The sequence below is a fragment of the Trinickia diaoshuihuensis genome, assembly GCF_003390925.1.
GTDB classification, from domain to species: domain Bacteria; phylum Pseudomonadota; class Gammaproteobacteria; order Burkholderiales; family Burkholderiaceae; genus Trinickia; species Trinickia diaoshuihuensis.
This window is the reverse complement of the sequence record NZ_QUBS01000081.1, coordinates 312,179-331,740: the sequence shown is the minus strand read 5'-3', so window position 1 is coordinate 331,740 and position 19,562 is coordinate 312,179. Positions and strand designations below refer to the sequence as shown.

Annotated in this window: 23 protein-coding genes; 15 read left to right on the top strand and 8 right to left on the bottom strand. The window is 62.5% G+C overall.

Going from position 1 to position 19,562, the window contains the following annotated elements; all coding sequences use genetic code 11:
* Window positions 1-27: 27 nt before the first annotated feature.
* The 5 genes from DXT59_RS19775 to DXT59_RS19755 all read left to right on the top strand — a co-directional run bounded on the left by DXT59_RS19775 (window position 28) and on the right by DXT59_RS19755 (window position 5,463).
* Window positions 28-951 (top strand): LysR family transcriptional regulator, encoded by a 924-nt coding sequence (locus DXT59_RS19775; RefSeq protein ID WP_116138553.1) that lies wholly within the window; start codon window positions 28-30, stop codon window positions 949-951.
* Between the two features lie 282 nt (window positions 952-1,233).
* Window positions 1,234-2,226 (top strand): sugar ABC transporter substrate-binding protein, encoded by a 993-nt coding sequence (locus DXT59_RS19770; protein WP_116138552.1) that lies wholly within the window; start codon window positions 1,234-1,236, stop codon window positions 2,224-2,226.
* Window positions 2,227-2,360: 134 nt separating this feature from the next.
* The gene (locus DXT59_RS19765) at window positions 2,361-3,296 is read left to right on the top strand and encodes an ABC transporter permease (protein WP_116138669.1); all 936 of its coding nucleotides are present in this window, start codon (window positions 2,361-2,363) and stop codon (window positions 3,294-3,296) included.
* Between the two features lie 96 nt (window positions 3,297-3,392).
* Window positions 3,393-4,187, top strand: a complete 795-nt coding sequence (locus DXT59_RS19760) for an ATP-binding cassette domain-containing protein (protein ID WP_116138551.1) — start codon at window positions 3,393-3,395, stop codon at window positions 4,185-4,187.
* A gap of 73 nt (window positions 4,188-4,260) precedes the next feature.
* A complete protein-coding gene (locus tag DXT59_RS19755) occupies window positions 4,261-5,463 on the top strand; it encodes an ROK family transcriptional regulator (RefSeq protein ID WP_116138550.1) in 1,203 nt (400 codons plus the stop codon).
* Window positions 5,464-5,482: 19 nt separating this feature from the next.
* Here the strand turns inward: DXT59_RS19755 and DXT59_RS19750 are convergent, their stop codons facing one another.
* From DXT59_RS19750 to DXT59_RS19730, 5 genes are all read right to left on the bottom strand, one after another.
* The gene (locus DXT59_RS19750) at window positions 5,483-6,160 is read right to left on the bottom strand and encodes an AidA/PixA family protein (protein WP_116138549.1); all 678 of its coding nucleotides are present in this window, start codon (window positions 6,158-6,160) and stop codon (window positions 5,483-5,485) included.
* A gap of 176 nt (window positions 6,161-6,336) precedes the next feature.
* The gene (locus tag DXT59_RS19745; RefSeq protein ID WP_116138548.1) at window positions 6,337-6,807 is read right to left on the bottom strand and encodes a YaiI/YqxD family protein; all 471 of its coding nucleotides are present in this window, start codon (window positions 6,805-6,807) and stop codon (window positions 6,337-6,339) included.
* A gap of 10 nt (window positions 6,808-6,817) precedes the next feature.
* Window positions 6,818-7,627 (bottom strand): PhzF family phenazine biosynthesis protein, encoded by an 810-nt coding sequence (locus tag DXT59_RS19740; protein WP_116138547.1) that lies wholly within the window; start codon window positions 7,625-7,627, stop codon window positions 6,818-6,820.
* Between the two features lie 5 nt (window positions 7,628-7,632).
* The gene (locus DXT59_RS19735) at window positions 7,633-8,220 is read right to left on the bottom strand and encodes a nucleotidyltransferase family protein (protein WP_116138546.1); all 588 of its coding nucleotides are present in this window, start codon (window positions 8,218-8,220) and stop codon (window positions 7,633-7,635) included.
* Between the two features lie 43 nt (window positions 8,221-8,263).
* On the bottom strand, window positions 8,264-8,716 hold the full coding sequence (locus DXT59_RS19730) for an Lrp/AsnC family transcriptional regulator (protein ID WP_116138545.1): 453 nt from the start codon (window positions 8,714-8,716) through the stop codon (window positions 8,264-8,266).
* Window positions 8,717-8,840: 124 nt separating this feature from the next.
* Between DXT59_RS19730 and DXT59_RS19725 the strand changes: the two genes are divergently transcribed.
* A complete protein-coding gene (locus tag DXT59_RS19725; protein WP_116138544.1) occupies window positions 8,841-9,377 on the top strand; it encodes an RBBP9/YdeN family alpha/beta hydrolase in 537 nt (178 codons plus the stop codon).
* A 158-nt stretch (window positions 9,378-9,535) separates the two neighbouring features.
* Window positions 9,536-10,183: a DsbA family oxidoreductase gene (locus DXT59_RS19720; RefSeq protein ID WP_116138543.1), complete on the top strand. Its 648-nt coding sequence runs from the start codon at window positions 9,536-9,538 to the stop codon at window positions 10,181-10,183.
* A gap of 23 nt (window positions 10,184-10,206) precedes the next feature.
* On the opposite strand, the gene DXT59_RS19715 is transcribed toward DXT59_RS19720, so the two are convergent.
* Entirely contained in the window at window positions 10,207-11,049 is an 843-nt protein-coding gene (locus DXT59_RS19715) for an oxidoreductase (RefSeq protein ID WP_116138542.1), read from the bottom strand.
* Between the two features lie 94 nt (window positions 11,050-11,143).
* Here DXT59_RS19715 and DXT59_RS19710 point away from each other — a divergent pair, with 94 nt between their 5' ends.
* Both DXT59_RS19710 and DXT59_RS19705 read left to right on the top strand, forming a co-directional pair.
* Window positions 11,144-12,118, top strand: coding sequence for an AraC family transcriptional regulator (locus DXT59_RS19710; RefSeq protein WP_116138541.1), 975 nt, complete (start codon window positions 11,144-11,146; stop codon window positions 12,116-12,118).
* A gap of 162 nt (window positions 12,119-12,280) precedes the next feature.
* Entirely contained in the window at window positions 12,281-12,613 is a 333-nt protein-coding gene (locus DXT59_RS19705) for a DUF1330 domain-containing protein (RefSeq protein ID WP_116138540.1), read from the top strand.
* Between the two features lie 18 nt (window positions 12,614-12,631).
* On the opposite strand, the gene corA is transcribed toward DXT59_RS19705, so the two are convergent.
* Window positions 12,632-13,609, bottom strand: a complete 978-nt coding sequence (corA, locus tag DXT59_RS19700) for a magnesium/cobalt transporter CorA (RefSeq protein WP_116138539.1) — start codon at window positions 13,607-13,609, stop codon at window positions 12,632-12,634.
* Between the two features lie 235 nt (window positions 13,610-13,844).
* Here corA and DXT59_RS19695 point away from each other — a divergent pair, with 235 nt between their 5' ends.
* Entirely contained in the window at window positions 13,845-14,102 is a 258-nt protein-coding gene (locus tag DXT59_RS19695; protein WP_116138538.1) for a hypothetical protein, read from the top strand.
* A gap of 130 nt (window positions 14,103-14,232) precedes the next feature.
* Window positions 14,233-15,099, top strand: coding sequence for an endo alpha-1,4 polygalactosaminidase (locus tag DXT59_RS19690; RefSeq protein WP_116138537.1), 867 nt, complete (start codon window positions 14,233-14,235; stop codon window positions 15,097-15,099).
* A 32-nt stretch (window positions 15,100-15,131) separates the two neighbouring features.
* On the opposite strand, the gene DXT59_RS19685 is transcribed toward DXT59_RS19690, so the two are convergent.
* Window positions 15,132-16,064 (bottom strand): DMT family transporter, encoded by a 933-nt coding sequence (locus DXT59_RS19685; RefSeq protein ID WP_116138536.1) that lies wholly within the window; start codon window positions 16,062-16,064, stop codon window positions 15,132-15,134.
* A gap of 163 nt (window positions 16,065-16,227) precedes the next feature.
* Between DXT59_RS19685 and DXT59_RS19680 the strand changes: the two genes are divergently transcribed.
* The 4 genes from DXT59_RS19680 to DXT59_RS19665 all read left to right on the top strand — a co-directional run bounded on the left by DXT59_RS19680 (window position 16,228) and on the right by DXT59_RS19665 (window position 19,548).
* Entirely contained in the window at window positions 16,228-17,004 is a 777-nt protein-coding gene (locus DXT59_RS19680) for an AraC family transcriptional regulator (protein WP_240324586.1), read from the top strand.
* A gap of 163 nt (window positions 17,005-17,167) precedes the next feature.
* The gene (locus DXT59_RS19675; protein WP_116138535.1) at window positions 17,168-17,509 is read left to right on the top strand and encodes a PadR family transcriptional regulator; all 342 of its coding nucleotides are present in this window, start codon (window positions 17,168-17,170) and stop codon (window positions 17,507-17,509) included.
* The gene (locus DXT59_RS19670; protein ID WP_162878161.1) at window positions 17,506-18,639 is read left to right on the top strand and encodes a DUF1700 domain-containing protein; all 1,134 of its coding nucleotides are present in this window, start codon (window positions 17,506-17,508) and stop codon (window positions 18,637-18,639) included. Before DXT59_RS19675 ends, DXT59_RS19670 begins: the two co-directional genes overlap by 4 nt.
* A 108-nt stretch (window positions 18,640-18,747) precedes the next feature.
* Window positions 18,748-19,548: a BPSS1780 family membrane protein gene (locus tag DXT59_RS19665; RefSeq protein WP_116138533.1), complete on the top strand. Its 801-nt coding sequence runs from the start codon at window positions 18,748-18,750 to the stop codon at window positions 19,546-19,548.
* Window positions 19,549-19,562: the final 14 nt, after the last annotated feature.

Genomic DNA, 19,562 nt, shown 5'->3' with positions numbered 1-19,562 from the left:
GCGGCGATCGAATGACCGGAGGACCGCATGGATCGACTCACCGGCATGGGCCTGTTCGTGGCCGCCGTCGATGAAGGAAGCCTGGCCGCCGCGGCGCGCCGCTTCGGCATCTCGGCGGCGATGGCGGGCAAATATGTCGCCGCATTGGAGTCGCAGGTCGGCGCGCGGCTGCTGCAGCGTACGACGCGGCGGCTCGCGCTCACCGATATCGGCCATGGCTACTACCTGCGCTGCAAATCGATCCTCGAAGCGGTGGACGAAGCGAATCGCGAAGCGAGCGCCTCCCATGGCACGGTTCGGGGAATATTGCGGGTGGCGGCGCCCGTGACATTCGGCGCGCTGCATTTGGGCGACGTCGTCGCCCGCTTCCTGAACGAGCATCCCGAGGCCAACGTCGAAGTCGTCCTCGGCGACCGTTACGTCGACCTCCTCGACAGCGGCATCGACGTGGCCTTGCGCATCGGCAAGTTGACCGATCCGGCGCTCGTTACCCGGCGGATCGCGCGCTGCCGCATGATGCTGTGCGCGTCCCCGGCGTTCTTGCGGCGTCATGGCGCACCGCGCACCCCCGCCGCACTGGCACGCGTCGAACGGCTCGCGTTCAGCGACGCCGTCTCGCCAGGAGACTGGACGCTCTACGATACGAAAGGCCGGGCCCACACGCTCGATGGCCCTTGCAGGCTCGTCTCGAACAACATGCAGATCCTCGTTGCCGCCGCGGTGGCGGGAAGCGGGATAGCTTACGGCCCCTCATTCGCGTTCGGCGATGCCCTCGCCCGCGGCGCGCTCGTCGCCGTCCTGCCGCGCTATCGCGCGGCCGACCTCGATCTGCAGGCCGTCTATCCGAGTTCGCGTCATATTCCGCTGCGGGTTCGCCGCTTCGTGGACTCCCTCGTCGAGGCGTTCGGCGACGACCCGCCTTGGGACCGCGCTCGCGATCCGGCGAAATAAACACTAAACAAAGCCGATTAAGCGCTGGACCGCACTGCGTTCGACTCGGGATTTTCCCTGAGCCGCTTCGTTCGTTGCTGCATTGCACGATCGCTTTCCATCCCGCACCGGGGCGGGCGCACCAAGCCCTCATACCGCCCTGTCTTTCTCGCATTGCACCGAAGCCCTGTCCTTGACTCCGGCCGCCCGCGCTGCTGTACTAAATCCACGCAGTTGATTTAATCGAGCAGCCGAAGCGACGTGCTGCCAATTCGTTGTCAATCACCCGGAGGAGAGCGTTCGATGAAAACCCGTCCCTGTCTGGCCGCCGCCCGGCACTTCATGCTCGGCGCCGCCGCTGCCTCGGTTCTATGCGCCGGCGCCGCACTCGCCGACGAGCCGATCGTCGGCCTGATCACGAAGACCGACACCAATCCGTTTTTCGTGAAGATGAAGCAAGGTGCCCAAGGGGCTGCTCAGAAGGACGGCGCAAAGTTGCTGACCGCCGCCGGCCGATTCGACGGAGACAATTCATCGCAAGTGACGGCGCTCGAAAACATGACGACGGCCGGCGCGAAGGCGATCCTGATCACACCGAGCGATACGAAGGCGATCGTCCCGTCGATCAAGAAAGCGCGTGACGCCGGCGTCATGGTGATCGCGCTCGATACGCCGACCGATCCGCAGAGCGCCACGGACGCCCTGTTCGCCACCAACAACTTCAAGGCCGGCGAGCTGATCGGCCAATACGCCAAGAAGGCGCTCGGCAACAAGCCGGCGAAGATCGCCACGCTCGATCTCGCGCCCGGCATCTCCGTCGGCATCTTGCGGCACGACGGGTTCCTGAAAGGCTTCGGCGTCAAGGCGGGCGACCCGAGCATCGTCTGCAGCCAAGATACGCGCGGCGATCAGTCGAAGGGGCAGGCGGCGATGGAGAACTGCCTGCAAAAGTCGCCCGACATCAACGTCGTCTACACGATCAACGAACCCGCGGCAGCCGGCGCCTATCGCGCGCTTCAAACCGCGGGCAAAGAGAAGAACGTGCTGATCGTATCGATCGACGGCGGCTGCGAAGGCGTACGCAACGTCAAGGCCGGCGCGATCGCGGCGACCGCGCAGCAGTACCCGCTCAAGATGGCCGCGCTCGGCGTGGACGCCGGCGTCGATTACGCGAAAACCGGCAAAAAGGTGAGCGGCTATACCGACACGGGCGTCGAGTTGATTACCGATAAGCCGATGCCGGGCGTGGACAGCAAGGATACGAAGTTCGGCCTGCAAAACTGCTGGGGCCAATAAGCAGCCGCGGCGCGGGGGTGCGCTCCCGCGCCGGCTCTGTCAGTCATTTCGATCGTAGGAGAAGACGCATCATGACGACTCAATCAGCCGGCCCGCTGGCGCCGGCCCCCGTTCCTCATTCGCGCGGCCATCGCATGCCGAGCCTCGCCGAGGCCGGTCCGTTGATCGCCCTCCTCGCCGCTTGTGCCTTCTTCGTATCGCAGAGTCATCGCTTCCTCTCGTTTCAGAATTTCTCGCTGATCCTGCAGCAAACGATCGTCGTCGGCGTGATCGCCATCGGCCAAACGCTCGTCGTGCTGACCGCCGGCATCGATCTGTCGTGCGGCATGGTGATGGCGTTCGGCTCGATCATCATGACGAAGTTCGCGGTCGTGCTCGGCGTGCCGCCCGTGCTCGCCATCCTGTGCGGCATCGGCGCCAGTACGCTGTTCGGTCTGCTGAACGGCGTGCTCGTCACGCGCGTGAAACTGCCCTCGTTCATTGTCACGCTCGGTACGCTCAACATCGCATTCGCGTTGACGCAGCTTTATTCGAATGCCGAGACGATATCGAACCTGCCCGATGCGATGATGTTCTTCGGCAATACGTTCAGGGTCGGGCCGGCCGAGGTGACGTACGGCACGGTGCTCGCGCTCTTCATGTACTTCGCCGTTTGGTTCGTGCTCAAAAATACCGTGCCGGGCCGGCACTTGTACGCGCTCGGCAACAACCCCGAAGCGGCGCGCCTCATGGGCCTCTCGTCGCAGCGGATCTTGCTCACGGTCTACTCGCTCTCGGGCATGATCTACGGCATCGCGGCGCTGCTGCTGGTCTCGCGCACGGGCGTGGGCGACCCGCAAGCCGGTCAGACGGACAACCTCGACAGCATTACGGCAGTCGTGCTGGGCGGCACGAGCCTGTTCGGCGGACGCGGATCGGTGGTGGGCACCTTGCTCGGCGCTTTGATCGTCGGCGTGTTCCGCAACGGGCTCACGCTCATCGGCGTCTCCTCCGTCTATCAAGTGCTGATCACCGGGATTCTCGTGATTCTCGCCGTGGCCGCCGACAAACTCACGCACCGCAAAGCCTGAGCAAGCGCGCTTGCCGCGACCCGCATCGCGGCGCACGCGTGCAACGGCACTCGGACTTGCACTTGTACTCGCACTCGTATTCGCTAAGGAAACGTCATGTCGACCTCAAGCTCTCGCGCAGCGACGCCCGTGCTGCAAGCACGCGGCCTCGTGAAGCGCTACGGACAAGTGACCGCGCTCGACGGCTGTGATTTCGAAGTCATGCCCGGCGAGATTCTCGCCGTGATCGGCGATAACGGCGCCGGCAAATCGTCGCTGATCAAAGCGCTTTCGGGCGCGACCGTGCCCGACGAGGGTGAAATCCTGCTCGACGGCGCCCCCGTGAAATTTCGCAGCCCGCTCGACGCGCGCGAAAAAGGTATCGAAACGGTGTACCAGGAACTGGCCGTGGCTCCGGCCATGACCATCGCGGAAAACCTGTTCCTGGGCCGGGAGCGGCGCCTGCCCGGCTGGCGCGGCTCGGTGCTTAAAATGATCGACAAGCGCCGCATGCTGGAGGAAGCCACCTCGCACATGAAAGACCTGCAGATCGGCATTCGATCGATGCGGCAGGCGGTCGAAACGCTCTCGGGCGGTCAGCGCCAGGGCGTGGCGGTGGCGCGCAGCGCGGCGTTCGCCCGGCACGTCGTCATCCTGGACGAGCCGACGGCCGCGCTCGGCGTGAAGGAAGGCAACATGGTGCTGGAATTGATTCGGCGCGTGCGCGACCGCGGCCTGCCCGTCATCCTCATCAGCCATAACATGCCGCATGTGTTCGAAATCGCCGATCGCATCCATATCCAACGGCTGGGGCGGCGCGCCGCGCTCGTCAATACGAAGGACATTCATATGTCCGATGCCGTCGCGATCATGACGGGCGCCAAGCAAGCCGACGTCAGGGCCATCGCATGACGGCTCGCTCGACGGGCGGCGCGCATCACGTGCCGCGGCACCCATCCATGCCCTTGCGCGAGGATGCATCGAAATGAACGCGCGAACGCATCCGCACGCCACGAGGACGGTCGGGTCGAACCAAGTCGGCATGCGCCAATTCAACGAGCGCATCGTCTTACAGGCGATTCGCTTGCACGGGCCGCTGCCTAAAGCCGAGGTCGCCCGTCTTACGCGCCTGAGCATGCAAAGCGTGTCCACGATCGTCGATCGGCTCATCGACGACGGCCTGCTTGCGAAGCAAGCGCGTGTCCGCGGACGCATCGGCCAGCCCTCGGTACCGATCGCGCTTCGCCCCGAAGGGGCGTATACGATCGGGATCAAAGTGGGACGGCGCAGCCTCGACGTGCTCGCCATGGATTTCACGGGGCACGTCTGCACGCGCGACGTGCTCGAATACGCGTATCCCGATCCCGAGATGTTGTTTCCGGCGCTCGAAACCAAGCTCGCGCGCGTGACCGGTACGCTCGGCGCGCACGCGAGCAAAGTAGTCGGCATCGGCGTTGCCGCGCCGCTCTGGCTCGGCGGATGGCGAGATTTTCTAGGGGCGCCGCCCGCCGCGCTCGAGGCGTGGAACGCGATCGACATCAGCGCGCGCATCGCGGCGTTGACCGGGCTGCCCGTCGAATTCGCGAAGGACACCACGGCCGCGTGCGCCGCCGAGCTGGTCATGGGCCAAGGGCGCGGAATCCGATCGTTCCTGTACCTGTTCGTCGGCACCTTCATCGGCGGCGGCCTCGTGATCGACGGGCGCTTGCATGGCGGCCCTCATGGCAACGCGGGCGCGGTGGGCTCGATGCCGCTGGCGCTGGGCAACGGACATGCTCCGCGGCAATTGCTGCATACGGCTTCGGGGTTCGTGCTGGAGCAACGGTTCGTCGCCAGGGGCGCGCCCGCGGCGGCGGCGCACGATCATCGCGCGCTGAATGCCGACGTGTGGGCCATCACCGAACGATGGCTCGACGAAGCCTGCCCCGCCATTGCGATGACGATCGCCGCTTCGACGGCGTTGCTCGACTTGGAAGCGATCGTGATCGACGGCGAAATCGACCGTCAACTCGTGCGCGAAATCATTCGGCGCACGCAGCGCGAACTCGATCGGATCGAATGGGAGGGCATGGTCAGACCGCAGTTGATCGAAGGCACGATCGGCGCGGATGCGAGAGCGATGGGCGGTGCTATTTTGCCGCTCTATGCGCACTTTGCGCCGATGCATGAGTTGTTTTTGAAGGACTGAGGCGCCGATATCCTCCGGCTCAGTTGATGAAGGGATCGTGCGTCCAGCCGCCGCATCCGTCACCGCCCCCGCCCCCGCCGCCGTGGCCACCGTCGTCGCCGTCATCGTCACCGTCGTTGCAGTCCTTGCAGTTGCAGAAGATATTGAACGGCATGTGGTAGACGACCGGTCCTTCTTGCAGAACCTTGGCTTCCCAATAGACATCCGTCAATTGCGCGCGCGCGATTTTGCCGGTCGACGGATCGACATGCCAACTGTTGACGGTCTCAACCACTTGCTTCGGAGGCGTGATGTTCTGCGCGCCGCTATTGATCACGAACCCTCTGATGAAGGGGCGATACGCGACGGCCGGTTTGGCTTCCGGGCCCATGCCCGCTAGTGCGGGCGTCATATGGGTATCGGCGGGTACCCCATCCGCGACGCCGCCCATCGAGAGGGATTGAATTCGCCACCGAATTCGATTCCCCGGCTTACCGAAGACGCGGAACTCGGAACCGCCCTCGCCTCGCGAGTCCCACCAAGTGGAGACCATGTAGACATAGCCGACGCCCTCGCCATGCGGGCCGAGTTGCACGTAATCACTGAAGCCGACGTGATCGCGCGCTTTGTTGGGCCCGTGATGATAGAGAATGCGCGGTCCATCGATCATCACGGCGACGTCGATGATCTCGGGATAGAACCTCGGTAGGGTCGACATAATCTCCTCCTTTGCGTCGGATAGGCGACGAATGGAACGGTTGGATCGTATGAACGGAACGGCATCGACAACGTTAGATCAGTCGAATATTTGGCGGTAGCCGTACCGTCGATCCGGGAGGGAGGGACTCCTGGAATGTGGGAAAGACAAACGACGCGAGGAGGATTGACGGCAGGTTATGAGGCGTCCGCAGCCGGGCGCGCCGCATTGCGCGCGAGAAATCGGTCCAATTGACCGGCAAAAGTCTTGCCGTCCTGCGGCGTATAGGGCGTCGGTCCGCCCGTCGCCACGCCCGATGCGCGCAATTGATCCATGACGTCGCGCATCGTCAGCCGTTCTTGAATGTTTTCACGCGTGAACCAGTTTCCGCGCGGATCGAGCACCGAGGCGCCCTTATCGAGCGCCGCCGCCGCGAGCGGGATATCCGCCGTAATCACGAGGTCACCCTTCTCGACCAACTCGACGATACGCGCGTCGGCGGCATCGAAACCGGACGGCACTTGCAGCGTCTTGATAAAGCGCGAGGGCGGCGTACGAAGATACTGATTCGCCACGAGGGTGACGCACACTTCGGTGCGGCGCGCCGCGCGAAACAAGATGTCCTTAACGACCACCGGGCACGCATCCGCATCGACAAATACTTGCATTGGAATCCACTCAAGCAATAAAGACACGATCGGCAGCGACGCGAACCGCGCGCCCTCCGACCTGCACCGCCCCATTTACGTACCGCGCGACGAGCGTGCACGGCCGGCCGAGCCCATCGCCTTGCAGCAACGTAACGCTTCGCTCCAGCGCCAACGCCAGCGCCCCGGCAGCCACCCCAGTTGCGGCATCCTCCAAACGAGGTTCGAGATGATTGAAGTTCCGCCCCGCGTAGACGCCGTCGCGCACGCTGCAATAGGCATAGATGCCTGAAATGCCGTGCGTTCGGCTCCACTGGGCAATACCGGCGAGATCGGGACGCAAGGAATCGAGCAACGATCGATCCGCGACCTCGACGAGCAGCTTAGGACTGCCGATCGATGCCGGCCCGCGTATACCGGCCACGTCCGCCGCTGCGATGCGCAGCAACGCGCCCGTTTCGGCTAGGCCCACTGTCACCGCCGGGCAAGGCTGCGCCTTCGCGCCAATGAAGATGTTTTCATCGACGCGTGCGACTTCGAGCGTCTGCCGATGAACGCTCGTGACAAACCGGATCGATCCCGCATCGGCATCGCGCCCGAAGAACACCGCGCTCGCCGCAAGCGTCGCATGGAGACAAAGTGGGCTGCGCATGTGCGGATAGTAATAGTCGAGCTGGACCTCGCCCGCAGCGTTCGAGTCGACGAACACCGTCGCGCTCGCATCTTGCGTGCGGGCGAACGCGTGCCTATCGGACTCGGTCAGCGTAGCGCCTTCGACCACGATGGCAGGGTTGCCGCTCTCATCGGTACGGCCAAAGCAATGAATGCGATGTGTCTTCATCAAAGTTAACTCGGAATAACAGTAACCCGGCTCCACCGCGCGCCATACTGCTTCGTCTGCACGCGCTTGCGGAATGTTTCGACGCCCACTCGCATCGGATTATGGCGAACGACCATCGCAAAGAGATCGCTCAATCCATGCGGTGCGACAACCTCGACCGAATCGTCGGCACGCAGCGCCAGGCCGACGCATGTCGCGAACTCGGGCCATGAAGCAACAGCGTCTTGCAACGATCCGAAAGGCCGCACCGGATGCCCGAATTTCGCTTCGTACCATAGGTGTACGCCTGCCTGGTTTTTGACATCCCAACGCAACCCCGGATAGACAGCATGGAGTTGACGTTCGAGCGCGGCATCTCGGTCTGCGCCAACCTCTATCGGATCGAAGTAGGCCACGTCGATATCGGCCAGCGCGGAACGATCGTCAAACCCATGGAGCCAATCCCAAACGAGGTTGCGAACGGCGCCAGCCCCAATGCACCACGACGACAAGCCTAAATCGCGAACGGCGACGAGCGCCGGCCGGAACCAGCAAGATTCTTTGGCGAGTGCTGCGAGTTGTGCCGTCAGTACGTCTTCAGACTCCACGGTCATACGCGCTTCTCCGGCTATCTTATTGCTGCAGACTCGATTCGGCCTACGCTTGCGCGATGGGCTTCGGCGGATAACTTGCCAGCACGACCGACGTCGTAACCGGACCGAATCTCGCGAGCGAATCGATCGCGGCTTCAAGCTCGGCCATCTCTCCAACCACGATGCGCACGATGAAACAGTCTTCGCCGCTGATCCGGTGCGCCTCGACGATTTCGGGCATCGTCTCGAACGCATGCAAGCAACGTTTGATCTCGGCATGCGTGGTCCTGATCCGTACCATCGCACCGATACCGCGGCCAAGGAGCCCGGGATTCACACGCGCCGTGTAACCCTCGATGACGCCGCCCTTCTCGAGCCGCTTGATGCGCGCCGTTACCGCCGGCTGCGAAAGGCCAATCAGTTTGCCAAGCTCTGTATTGGTCATGCGCGCGTTGCGCTGAAGCGCCTCCAGGATCCGCCAATCGAGCCGGTCCAACGCCACGGACTTTGCTTTCATTCGTCAACACCTCGAAATTCCGTCGATTCCATCGCACTCGACCGTCAATTCATTCGATTTGCCATGTTGCCCGAATTCTCGTGCCTTTACACTCATCACTCGTTTGCTCATGGAGATTCGACGAATGAGTTCCCCCGTTTTTATCGTTCCCGGCATCGGCAACTCAGGGCCGTCGCACTGGCAAAGCCTATGGCAAGCCGCGCACCCCGATTGGCAACGGCTAGCGGTCGATGATTGGGATCAGGTGGCATGCCATGACTGGGTGGCCGCCATAGAACGGCAACTCCCGCAAGACGCCACGCAAACCGTCATCGTGGCGCACAGCCTGGGCTGCCTCGCGGTCGCGCATTGGGCGGTGCAGTCGTCCCGAGCCGTTCTGGGCGCGCTGCTGGTCGCCGTGCCCGATCCCGCATCGATAGCGTTTCCTCGGGAGGCCGCGACAGGCTTCGCGCCTCTTCCCGCAGCGCGGTTGCCCTTCCCCAGCATTGTCGTGTCGAGCACAAACGACCCCTACGGCAGCGCGGATTATGCGCGTGCATGCGCGAAGACGTGGGGCAGCGAACTTGCGGACGCCGGGGCAAAGGGGCATCTGAATGCAGTCAGCAGTCTCGGCGATTGGCCCGAAGGATTCCGATTGCTGGAAACGATAAGAAATCGCTGAGCTCGCTCGCAATGGCAAGAAAAGCGCCACGGGGAGCGCGCGCGCCGATGCCTCGGATGCCCGCCTGCAAAGATCCGGCATTCGCGTTACGCTTGGCCATATCGGCATCGGCCGACTCACGCTTGAGTAGCCCGCCAAACCCTCTCCGGAAGAAGGCAATGACAGCACAACCGATTCAAATCGATTTCGTCTCCGACGTCGCCTGCCCCTGGTGTGCGATCGGGCTTTCGTCGCTGCAACAGGCGCTCGCGCGACTCGACGGTGAGGTCGAGGCCAAGATCGTCATGCATCCGTTCGAGTTGAATCCCTCGATGACGCCCGGCGGCCAGGACGTGATCGAATACCTCGGCGAAAAATACGGCCGCACGCCGGAGCAGATTGCCGAAACGCAGGCAATGATCCGCGAACGCGGCGCGGCGGTGGGTTTCGAATTCGGTTCGCGCACACGCGTCTACAACACGTTCGATGCGCATCGGCTGCTTCACTGGGCCGGTATCGAAGGCAAACAGGTGGCGCTCAAGGAGGCCTTGCTGCAGGCCTACCATACCGACGGCAAGGACCCCGGCAATCACGACGTTCTCGTCGAAGCGGCAGGCGCTGTTGGGCTCGACGCCGCAGCGGCGCGCGAAGTACTCGAAAGCAATCGATTTGCCGACGAGGTTCGCGCGCAAGAGCAGGAATATCAGGCCATGGGCATCCAGTCGGTGCCGTCCGTCATCTTCAACCGGCGCTATCTCGTGAGCGGCGGCCAACCGCCCGAAGTATTCGAGCAGGCCATCCGGCAGATCGTCGCCGAATCGGCCTGACACGAAGCCGTTAGGCGTTGTTCTTAGACCGCGCCGCCGTCCGTCGATAGCGTGACGGCCTCCCATGCGCGGATCTCGTCGGACAGGTCCGACAACTTGTCCCGCACGAGCCCGAGCGCGTCGCTGCCGAGCAATAGATGCACGGGCGGATGCTCCGCATCGATGACGGCAAGCATCGCACGCGCCGCTTTTTGCGGATCGCCCAATTGCTTGCCGCTTTTTTCCTCGCGCGCTTTGCGGATCGGATCGAAGATCGCGTCGTAGTCCGCGATCGAGCGAGGTGTCCTCGTCATCGACCGCCCCGCCCAGTCGGTGCGGAACGAACCGGGTGCCACCGCGGTGACTGCAATACCGAATGGGCTCACTTCCTTAGCTAAACTTTCGGAGATCCCTTCCAGCGCGAACTTACTCCCGCAGTAATAAGCGATCCCGGGCATGGTGATATGGCCGCCCATCGACGTGATGTTCAGGATGTGGCCCGCCCGGCGTTCGCGCATGAAGGGCAGCACGGCTTTGATCATCGCCACGGCGCCGAATACATTGACGTCGAACTGGCGGCGCATTTCCGCCAACGGCGATTCTTCCAAAACGCCTTCGTGGCCGTACCCGGCGTTATTGACCAAGACATCGATCGGTCCCACGTTTCGCTCGATCTCCGCGACGATTCCGTCGATGGCATCGAATTCAGTCACGTCCAGCAGATAAGCGAATGCGGCGCCGTCCGACAGCGATTCGAACGCACGCTTCGCCTCGGCGCTTCTGACGGTGCCGACGACTTTATGTCCCGCCGCAAGCGCCTCTTGAGCCAGTGCGCGGCCAAAGCCGCTGCTGACGCCGGTGATCAGCAAAATCTTATTGAATGACATCGAAGTGGCTCCTAAATACCGAAAGGAGCATGCATACTAATCTCGTAAACTAGCTTGAATAAGCCAAATTCCGCTGATTTTCTTGCATAAAACTATGAGCACGAAGCACGCGCCGAGGCATCGGTCAACCGGCTCCGCCGGCGACCAAGGAAGACGTATCGTCGCGCTGTTGCGCGACTTGGCGCCCGAAGAAGGCTACAACCTCACGCCATTGCCGAGCGTGCGCATCTTGCGCTCGGACCGCGCGCTTTCACGGACGCCGGTTTTATACGATCCCGGCATCGTGATCGTTTGCCAGGGGCGCAAACGTGGCTACTTCGGCGATCGGCTCTATCTTTACGACGAACGTCACTACTTGGCCGTTTCGGTGCCGGTGCCGTTCAACATGGAAACCGATGCGACGCGCGAGCGTCCCTTGCTTGCACTGTATTTGCACCTAGATTTCACCATGGCGGCGGAGCTTACCGCGCAAATCGACGGCCAACGCACGGCCGTATCGGCGCAAGCGCCGCAAAGCATGATGTCGACGCCGATGGACGAAACCATGCAGGGATCCGTGTTGCGCTTTTTGGAAGCGATGCGCGAGCCTTTAGAGGCGGCGGTGCTCGGTCCAAGCCTTTTGCGCGAGCTATATTTCCGAGTCTTGACCGGACCGCAAGGCGGCTCGATGCGAGCGGCGTTGGCGATGCGTGGACAATTCGGCAGGATAGGCAAATCGCTACGCCTGATCCACGCCGGCTATGCCGGATCGCTCGACGTCGCGCAACTTGCGCGGGAAGCCGGAATGAGCGTCCCGAGTTTCCACAGCCATTTCAAGGCGATCACGCAGGTATCGCCGATGCAGTACGTGAAGACGACGCGTCTGCACCAGGCCCGTCTGCTGATGGTACGTCAAGACTTGACGGCGGAAGCCGCGAGCCATGCCGTGGGTTATACGAGCCCCTCGCAGTTCAGCAGGGAGTTCAAGCGGCTGTTCGGCTTGACGCCGGCCGCGGAGACGAAGCGTATGAGAGCGAGCTTCGCCATTCCGGAAGCGTTTGCCGATTCGGCGTTCGTCTCATCGCATTGACGGATCCCTTCGCTCGCCGTCGCCCGAGCAATGACCTCGAGCGAGCGACGATTTCATTACCTGGCAGGTAATTGAGGCGCGCACCGCTACCGAGCAAACTGACTCCGAAGGATCCCGAACGGTTCGGTTGATCCGCCAAGCACAAGCGAAAGGAGAAAGAGGATGGCTGCGTACGCGATCGCACGTCTTTGGGACGTCAAACTAGGCCCCGAAATCAAAGCGTATCTCGAAGGCATCGACGATACGCTCGCCCCGTTCGAAGGAAAGTTCATCATTCATGGCGGCGAGCGGACAGTCCTGGAAGGACGTTGGACGGAAGACTTGATCGTGATTGCCTTTCCCGACCTCGCCCGTGCTCGCGAATGGTATCGCTCGCCTGACTACCAAAAAATTCTATCGCTGCGCACGGAAAACTCCGCGGGCGACGTCATCGTGATCGACGGCGTCCCCCCGGACCATAAAGCGACGGACATCCTCGGTGGTATTGGGCACTAAACCACGCGCGCGAATGCATCAAAGCCATCCCGCCGCCTTGAACCGCCACCAGAGAATCACGTCGATCGCGAGCATCGCCGCCAGGCAGATCGGATACCCGTAGGCGTAATGGAGCTCGGGAATGCTTTGGAAGTTCATCCCGTAGATGCCGGCGATCATCGTCGGCACAGCAAAGAGCGCCGCAAACGCGCCGAGACGCTTCGTCACCTCGTTCTCGGCGAGCGAGATCATGCCGAGATTGACTTGAATGGCCGTCACCGTCATTTCGCGGCGGCCCTCGATCGTCCGCACGATCCGTTCGAGATGGTCGTAGACGTCGCGGAAATAGGCGCTCATCCCCACGCAGACTTGCGGAATGCGCCCGCCCGTCAGCTTGCCCACGCTTTCGAGCAAAGGCGCGATATGGTGCTGCAGCGTAACCAGCCTGCGCTTGAGCGAATACAAGTCTTCGATGATCGCGCGCGAGGATGCCAAGCTGTGCTTCTCGAAGATGCGATCTTCGATCTCCTCGAGCTTCGACCCGAGCGCTTGCAAGATGGGGAAATAGCGATCGACGACACTATCGATCAGCGCATAGAGCACGAAACCGGCGCCCGAGCGCAATAGATCGGGCTGGCGCTCGCAGCGCGCGCGCACCTCCTGGAAGCCGTGGCGCGTCCTGTTACGCACCGAGAGCACGTAGTTGGGCCCCACGAAGACATCGACTTCGCCGATCAGCAACTCGTCGTCGTCGTCCATCTCGATCGTATGCAGCACCGCGAACAGCGATTGTCCGTACTCCTCGATCTTGGGATGCTGATGCCCATGCAGGACGTCCTCGACGGCCAACTCATGGAGCCCGAACTCTTCCTTCATCGTTTCGAGGTCGCCCGGCTCGGGGTCTTTCAACGCAACCCAAACGAAGCAGTCCGGTTTGGCGAGGTAATCGCTGATCTTATGGATTTCGATATCGGCTAGTTTTTTGCCGTCTTGGTAGGCAGCGCAATTGATCAGCATGCTTGGGTCCCTTCGAGCAAATGCGGGAGAAATCAGGCGTTCGGCTGGGAATGGGCCGCCCACCCTCGGGCGCTGGGGCACCCGAAACAAACGAGCATATTAGCCGACGACCGTGAACCGAGCCGCGCGCTTATCAGTGCCACTCCCGAGGCGCGTTTCCGGCATGGTCCATGCGATCGAATCCCTATCCTCCGCATCTCCCGGTGCCGGACCCATTCATTTTCGCGAGGCAACCATGACCGATCGCCCATCCCAGGAACCCGCAGACCCCGTCGAACGGGCCGACGCGCGCCGCGCCAAGCAACAAGACGGCGACGTGAAGGTCACGCCCGAGCGCGTGGAGCAGCGCCCGCACGGCAACATGGACACAACGCTCACTCCGAAGGGCAAGGATCATCCGGAGCAAGGGCCGTACGAGCCCGTGCACGACAAGGTCGTACCCGACACCGACCCCGATGCGCCGCCTCACGGAAAAAACGATCTCGGCGCGTAAATGTAAAGTCTTGTGCTTCTCCGGGACGCGTACCCATGCCGCCTGTACGATAGCGCGTTCCATTAACCGCAGTCGTGCGGCATCGAGAAAGGCAATCTGCCGCGCGATCGGAAAAAAAGGAGAAGTCTCGATGAAAACTGCTCGCACCCTTTCCGTTGCCGCGGCGCTCGTGCTATGCGCGGCGCTATTGCAAGCCTGCGGCGGCGGCTCATCCGATGCGGCGTCCGGCCATGCGGCAGCCGCCGCACAGCGCAAGGCCGCCACGACGCGCTGGACGCCCGTTGCATCCGACACATGGCAATGGCAATTGCAGGGGAAGCTCAATACGTCGTATGACGTGAAGATCTACGACATCGATCTTTTCAACACGGATACGGCGACGATCCAATCGCTGCACAATGCAGGCCGCAAGGTCGTCTGCTATTTCTCGGCAGGCAGCTCGGAAAACTGGCGACCCGATTTCGGCCAGTTCAAGAGCACCGATATGGGCAATCCGCTCGATCCCGAATGGGTCGGCGAGAACTGGCTCGACGTGCGCTCGGACAATGTCCGCTCGATCATGAAACAACGCCTCGATCTCGCCGTATCGAAGGGATGCGACGGCGTCGAGCCCGACAACGTCGACGGCTATATAAACAACTCGGGCTTCCCGCTCACCGCGCAAGACCAGATCGACTACAACACGTTCCTGGCGAACGAGGCGCATGCGCGCAATCTCGCCGTCGCGCTAAAAAACGATCTGGATCAGATCGCGCAACTCGAACCGTTGTTCGATTTAGCCGTCAACGAGGAGTGCAATGAGCGCAACGAATGCGACAACTATGGCGCATTCACCGGGGACAACAAGCCCGTGCTGAACGCCGAATACGCGGACAAGTATCACACCGCGAGCGAGCAAGCCACGCTATGCGCGGCGGCGCACGCGGCCAATCTGCGCACGCTCGTGCTGCCCAAAAAACTCGACGACACCTATCGGTTCAGTTGCGACGCGTCTTAGCCGAATCGCGCGGCCGTCGTTAGAGGCCGCGCTCATCTAGACGAGATCCGCCCCGCGCGCGGAAACGCAAGCGGGGCGCGCCACGTCTGGGCGAGCAAGACACCGGCGAGCGCCACGCCCCCGCCGACGAGGTGATAGGCATGTACAGGTTCGCCGAGCGCGCCGACGGCGAGCGTCGCCGTAAAGACGGGCAGCAAATTCATATAAATGCTGCACCGGCTGGGGCCGAGGAGCTTCACCCCCTGCATCCAAAAGAACGGCAGTACGACCGATGCGAGCGAGCCGGCGTAGGCAATGAGCGGCAAGCTCGCGCGCGTGGGCCATACCTGCGCAAGCGGGAGACGCGACAGCGGAAAGAGCATGAACAAAAGCGCGGCGATCGCTTGGAAATAGGTCGATTGCCAAGACGGCAAGCCGACATGCCAGCGCTTGAGCAACACGCCATACAGGGCGTATGCCCCGCTCGCGCAGAGCATCAGCAAGTCGCCCATGTGAACGCCTCCCGCGAACAACGTCCCCGGATGCCCGGCCGTAATCAGCCAGAGCAGCCCCAAGAAAGACAGCACCCCGCCCGCCGCCATGCCCGCTGTCGGCGTCTCGCCGAGCAGCGCGACGGCGAGGAGCATCGTCAGTAACGGCACGAGCGCGGTCATGACCGCCATATTCGCGGCCGTCGTCGTCTTTGCGGCTTCGTATGACAAGCATTGAAAGAGTGCCATCGCCAGGAAACCAAGCAATGCCAGCTTCGGCAATTGCGGGGCAATCGCGGCCCGATTGCGCCACGCCGCCACGGGCACGAACACGCTCATCAGCGCGACGGCGAGCACGAGGCGCCAGAAGGTAATTGCATACGGATGGATCGTATGCGCGGATAACCGCGACACGACGACGTTGCCGGACCACAGTGCGATGGCGATGACGGGAAACAGCGCGTAACGGGCGCCACGTAAAGATGACAAGGGCATGGAGGTCTCCGAGGCGGATCGATCTATCGGCGATTCAGGGAATCAGGGTTTCGACGAGCCACGAGGATGCGCGACGCCGATGCCGTCTGTCTGACGCTAGAATGGCAGAATCTATCGCAAAAATGCCACCTGCCGTCGCCATGCCGATTCGCGGGTCGACTCGATGACGCATCTGCCTGCCCCGGACGTTCACGTCCCATTCGAAGACACGCCGATGCCGGTCGCCGCGCTTGCAGCCGACTATCCGCATGGGGCATTCGTCGCCACGCACCGTCACCGGCGTGCGCAATTGCTCTATGCCGTCGAGGGCGTGATGTCGATCGAAGCCCGGGAAGGCCGCTGGGTCGTGCCGCCGACGCGGGCGGTCTGGCTCGACGCCGGGCTAGAGCACACGGTGCGGATGAGCGGCAACGTGCGCATGCGCACCGTCTTCGTCGAGCCGGGTGCCGCGCCGGATTTGCCTCGCGGCAGTTGCGTGATCGAAGTGCCCCCGCTGCTGCGCGAATTGATTCTGGATGCGGTGCGGATACCGCTCGACTACGCACCGGGCAGCCGCGACGACTTGCTCATGCGCCTGCTGCTGGCCGAGTTGAAGGTGATCCACCGTCTCCCGCTGTATCTGCCCTGGCCTACCGACGCCCGCTTGCGCGCATTATGCGAGGCGATCGTCGAGGCGCCGGATGCCCCGCATGAAATCGCCTCGTGGGCGCGCAAGCTGTCGATGGCCGAGCGCTCGCTCCATCGCGCCTTTCAGCGCGAAACGGGCATGACGCTCGGAAGGTGGCGCCGCCATGCGCGACTGTTCCTGGCGCTCGAGCGTCTGGCGCACGGCGAAAAGATCATTACCGTCGCCCTCGATCACGGCTACACGAGCCAGAGCGCGTTTGCCGCGATGTTTAAGCGCCACTTCGGCATCGCCCCTTCCGCCTTTTACCGGTGAGCCGGGGAAAGAGCCGGCCCCCGCCGGCGCGGCCCGCTCCTCTATTTCACACGGTACCTTGCATAAAACAATACTGCCTGCTAGAGTTCGCACCATGTCAAACAAAGTACCTTGCGATGCATAGCACCCTGCACGGCCGGCACGCTCGATCCGGCAACGCGGCATGAAGACCCAACTCAAGAAAGGCACGCTCGACATGTGCGTCCTGGCGGTGCTCGCGCGCGGCGACAGCTACGCCTACGAGCTCGTCTCCACGCTGTCGCAAACGATGGAGATCAGCGAAGGCACGATCTACCCGCTGATGCGCCGGCTGCAAGCGGAAGCTTGGGTCTCGACGTATCTCGTCGAATCCACGTCGGGGCCGCCGCGCAAGTACTACACGCTGACGGACCTGGGCCGTCGCAGCTTGCAAGAAATGCAAGCGGAATGGCGCGATTTTGTCGACGAAGTGAACAGTGTGCTCGGCTGGCCCGGGATGGAACAAGGCAAAGGGGAACGTCAATGAAGCAGGACGCATTCATTCAACGCTTGCGGCAAGGCTTGGGAAACCTGCCCAGGCAGGAAGTGGAGGAAATCGTCGCCGATTACCGCGAATATATCGGCGACGCGATCGCGGCCGGACGCAAAGAAGAGGACGTCATTTCCGCGTTGGGCGACCCGGACAAACTGGCGCGCGAGATCAAGGCGCAAGCCACTTACCGTCAATGGCAAGCGCGCCGCTCGTTCGGCAATCTGGCCCGCGTCGTCGCTTCGATCGCCGGGCTCGGCCTGCTCAATTTGATTTTGCTCGTCCCGTTCATCATTTATCTCGCGCTGCTGACGGTCGGCTACGTCGTCTCGGGCGCATGCGCGGTCGGAGGGCTTCTTGCCGCGGTCTATGTCGGCAGTCATCAGATGTTCGGCTGGCCACTCGCCGACAAGCCTTCCATCCACGTCAGCAGGGAAGCGGGGCACTCGGCGTCGAATACGGCGAGCGGCGAAGGCGACGAAGAGAACGGTCAGCCACCCGATCTCGGCACCGTCAGAGTGGATGGCGATCATTTCGTGCTGGCGCTCGACGAAGGCAGCAAGGCGTCCATCGTTACACGTCACGGCGTGCTCGAAATCAAAAACCGCGACGGCGATACGAAGATCGTCGCGATAGGCAACGGCACCGACAAGCTCCTGACGAAAACCGGCGATAACCGATACCGTATCGCCACGAGCGAAGTGAAGTCGATGGAGGTCAAAGACGACGACGGCAAGGCCGTTTCGATCGTCCACACCGACGACAAGACGCTCCTATGGGACGTGCGCGATAGAGACAGATCGGAGCGGGTTCAATTCGAGCAAGACGCGCAAGGCAATACGAGCCGCCTCGCCCTCAAAAGCGGTTCGGATTCGGTCGTGATCGACCCGAATAAGGGAATCACCCTCAAGAGCGATAACGATATGGTGCATATCGTCGCGCCGATGGGATGGTCGCTCGGGGCAATGACGTTGCGCTATGCGCTCGCCTTGTTGATCGGCGGTGCGTTGGGTCTGATGATCTGCATATGGCTGACGCGACTCACCTGGCGTGCCGTCTCGCGCTATGTGAGCCGCCAGATCTCCGCCCTTTCCGCCCGACTCGACGAACACGGACAGACCCTGTAATACCGATTCAAGCAGGACCAGTCGTTGCCGTTTCATGGCTGGCCGCTGACTAGTTAGTAGTCCTATTCAACCTTCTCGTTCACGCAACATCGAAAGAAAGGAATCGCCATGAGCCTGCACTATCTCTCCGATGTTTCCAAAACCGCCCATCGGCGGCCCGCTCCCGAACCCGCGCATCTCGAGGGCCTGCACTTCGACGCCATGTACATCTTCGATTGGCTAGAAACCGGTTGGCGCGCCGCTCGAATCCAGCCAATGCTCTGGCTCGGCACCTTCCTCGCTTGCGCCGCATTCGCGTTCGCCTGCAAGCACGTGCCGCTGCTTCGGCCCACGATCGTCCTGATCGCGCCGCTCGCCGTCGGCATGCTGATGGTCGCGCAAGAGCGCGTGAGGATCGGACGCCCCGCGAGGGCCCGCGATCTCATCGCCGCGCTCGCGCAACACCATTACGCACTGCTCGCGATCGGGGTAACCGCCGCGGCATTGATCGTCCTCGGGTATGTGATCTCGGCCATCGTCGTCGACGCATCGGTTCTCAAGTCGTTCGTCACGAGCGGCCCGCATCACCTGTCGATCAGTTACGGCGGCCCGGGGCCGCGCGGCACGATCGCGACGCTCGTCGCGTTGCCGATCTTCACCGTCGCGCTGGCCGCGGCTTGGTTCGCGCCCGCCTTGGTCGTGCTGCGCGACGCGGGCCCGCTCGACGCCATGGCAGCCAGTTTGCACGGCGCCTTGCGCAACTGGCGCACCACGCTGATCTACGTGGTCGCCGTGGCCGATGCGCTCTTGCTGGCCCATCAGGTGCCGCTGCTCGCCTCGTCGCTCGCGCTACTGCCGCCGATGCTGCTTACGATCTATGGCGGCTACCGCGATTTGTTCGCTCCCGGCGCCTCATCTTTTACGCGATGATTCGATTCGACGGA

What these genes read in the sequence shown, in the direction of transcription:
- DXT59_RS19750 (WP_116138549.1), bottom strand. Translation starts at nt 6,160, where the DNA reads ATGTCGACCCTACCGAGGTTCTATCCCGAGATCATCGACGTCGCCGTG.
- DXT59_RS19735 (WP_116138546.1), bottom strand. Translation starts at nt 8,220, where the DNA reads ATGACCGTGGAGTCTGAAGACGTACTGACGGCACAACTCGCAGCACTC.
- DXT59_RS19680 (WP_240324586.1), top strand. Translation starts at nt 16,228, where the DNA reads ATGACGCATCTGCCTGCCCCGGACGTTCACGTCCCATTCGAAGACACG.
- DXT59_RS19675 (WP_116138535.1), top strand. Translation starts at nt 17,168, where the DNA reads ATGAAGACCCAACTCAAGAAAGGCACGCTCGACATGTGCGTCCTGGCG.
- DXT59_RS19710 (WP_116138541.1), top strand. Translation starts at nt 11,144, where the DNA reads ATGAGCACGAAGCACGCGCCGAGGCATCGGTCAACCGGCTCCGCCGGC.
- DXT59_RS19765 (WP_116138669.1), top strand. Translation starts at nt 2,361, where the DNA reads ATGCCGAGCCTCGCCGAGGCCGGTCCGTTGATCGCCCTCCTCGCCGCT.
- DXT59_RS19715 (WP_116138542.1), bottom strand. Translation starts at nt 11,049, where the DNA reads ATGTCATTCAATAAGATTTTGCTGATCACCGGCGTCAGCAGCGGCTTT.
- DXT59_RS19690 (WP_116138537.1), top strand. Translation starts at nt 14,233, where the DNA reads ATGAAAACTGCTCGCACCCTTTCCGTTGCCGCGGCGCTCGTGCTATGC.
- DXT59_RS19770 (WP_116138552.1), top strand. Translation starts at nt 1,234, where the DNA reads ATGAAAACCCGTCCCTGTCTGGCCGCCGCCCGGCACTTCATGCTCGGC.
- DXT59_RS19755 (WP_116138550.1), top strand. Translation starts at nt 4,261, where the DNA reads ATGAACGCGCGAACGCATCCGCACGCCACGAGGACGGTCGGGTCGAAC.
- DXT59_RS19705 (WP_116138540.1), top strand. Translation starts at nt 12,281, where the DNA reads ATGGCTGCGTACGCGATCGCACGTCTTTGGGACGTCAAACTAGGCCCC.
- DXT59_RS19740 (WP_116138547.1), bottom strand. Translation starts at nt 7,627, where the DNA reads ATGAAGACACATCGCATTCATTGCTTTGGCCGTACCGATGAGAGCGGC.
- DXT59_RS19725 (WP_116138544.1), top strand. Translation starts at nt 8,841, where the DNA reads ATGAGTTCCCCCGTTTTTATCGTTCCCGGCATCGGCAACTCAGGGCCG.
- DXT59_RS19720 (WP_116138543.1), top strand. Translation starts at nt 9,536, where the DNA reads ATGACAGCACAACCGATTCAAATCGATTTCGTCTCCGACGTCGCCTGC.
- DXT59_RS19665 (WP_116138533.1), top strand. Translation starts at nt 18,748, where the DNA reads ATGAGCCTGCACTATCTCTCCGATGTTTCCAAAACCGCCCATCGGCGG.
- DXT59_RS19685 (WP_116138536.1), bottom strand. Translation starts at nt 16,064, where the DNA reads ATGCCCTTGTCATCTTTACGTGGCGCCCGTTACGCGCTGTTTCCCGTC.
- DXT59_RS19695 (WP_116138538.1), top strand. Translation starts at nt 13,845, where the DNA reads ATGACCGATCGCCCATCCCAGGAACCCGCAGACCCCGTCGAACGGGCC.
- DXT59_RS19745 (WP_116138548.1), bottom strand. Translation starts at nt 6,807, where the DNA reads ATGCAAGTATTTGTCGATGCGGATGCGTGCCCGGTGGTCGTTAAGGAC.
- corA (WP_116138539.1), bottom strand. Translation starts at nt 13,609, where the DNA reads ATGCTGATCAATTGCGCTGCCTACCAAGACGGCAAAAAACTAGCCGAT.
- DXT59_RS19775 (WP_116138553.1), top strand. Translation starts at nt 28, where the DNA reads ATGGATCGACTCACCGGCATGGGCCTGTTCGTGGCCGCCGTCGATGAA.
- DXT59_RS19730 (WP_116138545.1), bottom strand. Translation starts at nt 8,716, where the DNA reads ATGAAAGCAAAGTCCGTGGCGTTGGACCGGCTCGATTGGCGGATCCTG.
- DXT59_RS19760 (WP_116138551.1), top strand. Translation starts at nt 3,393, where the DNA reads ATGTCGACCTCAAGCTCTCGCGCAGCGACGCCCGTGCTGCAAGCACGC.
- DXT59_RS19670 (WP_162878161.1), top strand. Translation starts at nt 17,506, where the DNA reads ATGAAGCAGGACGCATTCATTCAACGCTTGCGGCAAGGCTTGGGAAAC.